The sequence below is a fragment of the Pedococcus sp. NPDC057267 genome (genome assembly GCF_042668795.1).
Taxonomy (GTDB): domain Bacteria; phylum Actinomycetota; class Actinomycetes; order Actinomycetales; family Dermatophilaceae; genus Pedococcus.
In genome coordinates, this window is the sequence record NZ_JBHUYG010000179.1 from 1 (window position 1) to 2,466 (window position 2,466).

Consider the following 2,466-nt stretch of genomic DNA (forward strand, 5'->3'; position numbering starts at 1 on the left):
CGATGAAGGACCCCGACACGCTTCTCGTCGGGGTCCTTCATCGTGTGGCGGACGCACGCGACATCGTGCCTCCGCCTTCGGAGACGTTCGGGCGACTGAGGCCGCAGACCGCAGTGCGGAACGCCCAGGAACAGGCACAATCCTCCCCGTGTCCGATGCCCGCCAGCACAATGATCAGCCGGTCAACGAGTGGCTGATGCTGCAGCCTCCGGTCTGGGTGCCGTTCGCCTGGTGGGTGCTGCTGGTCGGCTCGGTGATCGCAAGCATGGTCGGCGACCCTGGTGCGCAATGCTCCGTCGCTGCTCCGTGCCAGCCTGACTCCATCTTCCCGATCGTGGTCGCCCTCGTGGGCGTCGCCGTCTTCACGTTCTGGTGGGAGCCGATGGCTGCCCTGGTCGCCGGGCTGGGTTACGGAGCGCTGAGCTTCCTCTTCGACCCGAGCGTGCCGGGTCGCTACGCGGGTGTGGTCGTGGCGTGCATGTCGGTGGCCGGGGTCACGGTCCTGCGTTCACTGCGCGCCAAGCAAGCGCGGGTTGCCGAAGCGGCAGCGGATGGCCACTCAGGCGCTTCTGCGGTCTCTGCCGCGGGGGGCCACGAGGCACGCCATGGTGGCTGGGCGGCCGCAGCAGTCCCCGCCTTGGGCGTCGTGGGGCTACTCCTGGTCGCCGGCTCCGTGCTTGGTTACCGCGCACAGACCGCCGGCGAGCAAGCCCACGTGGAACGCGCCGAGCGCGCGAATGCACACGTGGTCACGGGGGTGGACGACAACTACAGGCAGCTGTTCCAGCTTGAGAACGGTCCCCGTGCCGGTCAGCGAGTGAGCATCGAGGTGACTGAGGAGCTCGACGAGGGCAGCGAATGGGTGGTTCTGCTCGACCCGCAGGACCCGACATGGTCGCGACTGGTCAGCGAGCCGAAGGGGTACACGTACTGGTTCGGTTGGATGGCTCTTGGCGGCTTCGCCGTCACGTGGTCGCTCCTTCACGTTCTCGCGCGAGGTCGGGCCGCGCGACAGGTCCACGCGCCCGCACTGCATCGGGTGCGGATCACCCGAGGGGGTCACGCCGGGCTCGAGCTCGCTGGCAGTTCCCAGCCTGTGGGGTGGGTGCGGCTCGGGGTCGATCACCCCTCGGCGTCCACCCCAGGTGCGGACGCGGTCGCCCTGATCCGTGGCCCGGTCTCCGATGGCGGCTGGGTCAGCATCGAGATGGATTCGGCGCGATTGCCGGTCGTGGGTCCGGTGCGGGCCGTGCATCGCTGGCGCCCCCTTGATGTTGACATCCACGTGCACCCGCGGCTGGGTGCTCTGGCTGGCCGCACCACGGTGGTGGGCTCATCTCTGCGCCAGGTCTTCTTCGTCGCCTTCGGCTGCTTCCTCCTGTGGTTCGCGTCGGGCGAGGTCGGGCCGGCATGGAACGCCGCCCACGGTCGAGGCGCCCCAGGGAGCCTCACGGTCATCTCCGTGGACTGCAGCGGGAAGGGGCCCTGCCACCACTATGGCAACTTCCGCAGCACAGACGGACGGTACTCGTTCACCGACGTCGAGCTCATCGGCGACTCCGCCACGACTGGCCAGTCCGTCCCAGCTCTGTACGAGGGGCAGGGTGAACCGCCGGACGCGGTGTTCGCTCCCGGGTGGACCGGGCTGGTTGAGGACGCGTTGTACCTCGCTGTCGGCCTGGGAATGGTCCTCGGGCCGCTTGGGCGACTCCTGGGGGCTTCCGCGCTGCGCCGAAAGCCGTTGACGGGGCGTCACGCTCGCGGCCGCGGCTGACCGCGCGCGACGGCGTCCCTCCGCCTCCTGTGGAGGACGGGCGCGTGCTCATCTCTTCGGTCACGATCCGGTCGGAACGACCCGTGCCGGTGCCCGGGGCCGGCCATGCTGTGCCGACCCTCAGGAGGAGACGCATGTCCGACCAGTACACCCCCGCCCCTTTCCCCGCACCCGTGCCCGTGCCCGCCCAGGAGTGGGCTGCACCCCCCGCGCCGCCGGCATACGCCTCGTTGGGCGCCCCCCGGTCCCGCAACGGGCTCGCCGTCGCCGCGGTGGTGATGAGCGCGCTCTCGCTGGTCGGGGTGCTCGTGCTCGGGATCCTCGTCGCGACGGGCGGCCAGGGCGGCGGCGGGTCGGACCTGCTCGAGGGGTCGGTCAGCGCGTCCTCGGGGAGGGTGGACGGGACGGCTCTCGCCGCGAGCGTGCGCCGCATCGTGACCGACGACGGCGGCGACGTCACGAAGCTGACCTGTCCCGCGAGCACGACCATCGCGGCCGGCACCGTGGTCGTCTGCCGCGGCCGGGTGAGTGACGCCGACTGGGCACTGCTCGTGGTGTTCGAGGACGCCGACGGCAGCTTCGTCGTCAACCCGATCTGACGTCACTCGGGCGAAACGTCACGCGCGCCGAGCGAGGCTCGGCGCGCACGCAGTGTCGTCCGCGTCCGCGTCCGCGTCCGCGGGGCCGGAGGC

The 2,466-nt window shown here is 70.8% G+C and carries 2 protein-coding genes; both read left to right on the forward strand.

Annotated features, from left to right (window positions below; translation table 11 throughout):
* Positions 1 to 148 precede the first annotated feature (148 nt).
* Complete coding sequence (locus ACFUC1_RS20485) at positions 149 to 1,774, forward strand: hypothetical protein (protein ID WP_379123140.1); 1,626 nt, start codon at positions 149 to 151, stop codon at positions 1,772 to 1,774.
* 134 nt (positions 1,775 to 1,908) lie between these two features.
* Positions 1,909 to 2,373 carry a DUF4333 domain-containing protein gene (locus ACFUC1_RS20490; protein WP_379123142.1) on the forward strand — a complete coding sequence of 155 codons (465 nt, stop codon included), beginning with the start codon at positions 1,909 to 1,911 and terminating at the stop codon, positions 2,371 to 2,373.
* Positions 2,374 to 2,466 lie beyond the last annotated feature (93 nt).